This window comes from Burkholderia sp. SRS-W-2-2016 (genome assembly GCF_001931485.1).
GTDB lineage: Bacteria > Pseudomonadota > Gammaproteobacteria > Burkholderiales > Burkholderiaceae > Paraburkholderia.
The window spans coordinates 1-1,261 of the sequence record NZ_MSDV01000104.1; the positions used below are offsets into that span (position 1 = coordinate 1).

Here is a 1,261-nt window from a genome sequence, read left to right on the forward strand (position 1 = left end):
GGGGGTGTCAGGATTTCCGTGTTTAAGGCGGGTTGAGTAATTACACGGAAGGCCGAACGAAACGATCTGCGTAAAGAATAGCGAACTGGTTCATGGCTGTCTTCCAGTCGTGAGCGGCACTGCCCCAATTCGCCGTGATGTTGCGCAGGGCCAGCCAGATGAGTTTGGTGGCTGCCTCGTCGGTTGGGAAGTGACCGCGGGTCTTGATGATCTTGCGTAACTGCGAGTTGATATTTTCAATCGCGTTGGTCGTGTAGATGATTTTGCGCACGCCCGCTGGAAACGCAAAGAACGGAATCACGCGATCCCAGGCGTTGCGCCACGCGCTACTGACGGTCGGGAATTTCTGTCCCCACGGCCCATCGGCAAACGCATCGAGTTCAGCCTGAGCGGCTTCGGCGCTGACAGCTGCGTAGATCGGTCTGATCGCCGCAGCCAGGCCCCGACGGTCTTTCCAGCTGGCGTAGTCGAGGCTGTTGCGGATCAGGTGGACAATGCAGGTCTGTAGCGTCGTCGCCGGAAACACGGCCGCCAGAGCCTCGGGCATGCCCTTGAGGCCGTCGGTAACGGCGATCAGGATGTCGTGGACGCCGCGCGTCTTCAGGTCATTGAACACTTTCATCCAGAACTTCGCGCCCTCGGTATTCTCGATCCACAGACCCAGGATCTCCCGGGTGCCGTCTGGCAGTACGCCCAGCGCAAGGTACACCGCCTTGTTGCGTACCACGGCGTCTTCGCGGATCTTGACGCGCAGTGCGTCGAAGAACACCACCGGGTACATCGGTTCCAGCGGCCGGGCCTGCCAGGCAGTCACTTCGGCCATCACTTCGTCGGTCACGGAACTGATGAAGTCGGGCGAGACCTCCGTGCCGTACTGCTCCAGCAGGAAGCCCTGAATCTCGCGCACCGTCATCCCTCGGGCATACATGGCAACGATCTTGTCATCGAAGCCCGTGAAACGGCGCTCATGCTTGGCAATCAGGATCGGTTCGAAGCTGCCGTCACGGTCACGAGGCACTTCAATACGGATCGGACCGTCCTCGGTCAGCACCGTCTTGGCGCCTTTGCCGTTACGCTGGTTCGACACGCTGGCCGGTTTGGCTGTGCCTGGCGCGTAGCCGAGATGGTGATTCATCTCGCCGCCCAGCGCACGCTCGATCAGCGCCTTCTTGAGTGCCAGCGTGGCAGCATTGATGGCTTCGGCCGTCATCGGACCGTTGCCGAACTGCTCAAGCAGTTCGGCCGGAATCGCCGGCAGTTG

General features: G+C 60.7%; 1 protein-coding gene. It reads right to left on the bottom strand.

All coding sequences use genetic code 11. The features are described 5' to 3' along the window. Nucleotides 1–40: 40 nt before the first annotated feature. Nucleotides 41–1,258 (bottom strand): IS256 family transposase, encoded by a 1,218-nt coding sequence (locus BTH42_RS34030; protein WP_143752327.1) that lies wholly within the window; start codon nt 1,256–1,258, stop codon nt 41–43. Between the last annotated feature and the right edge of the window lie 3 nt (nt 1,259–1,261).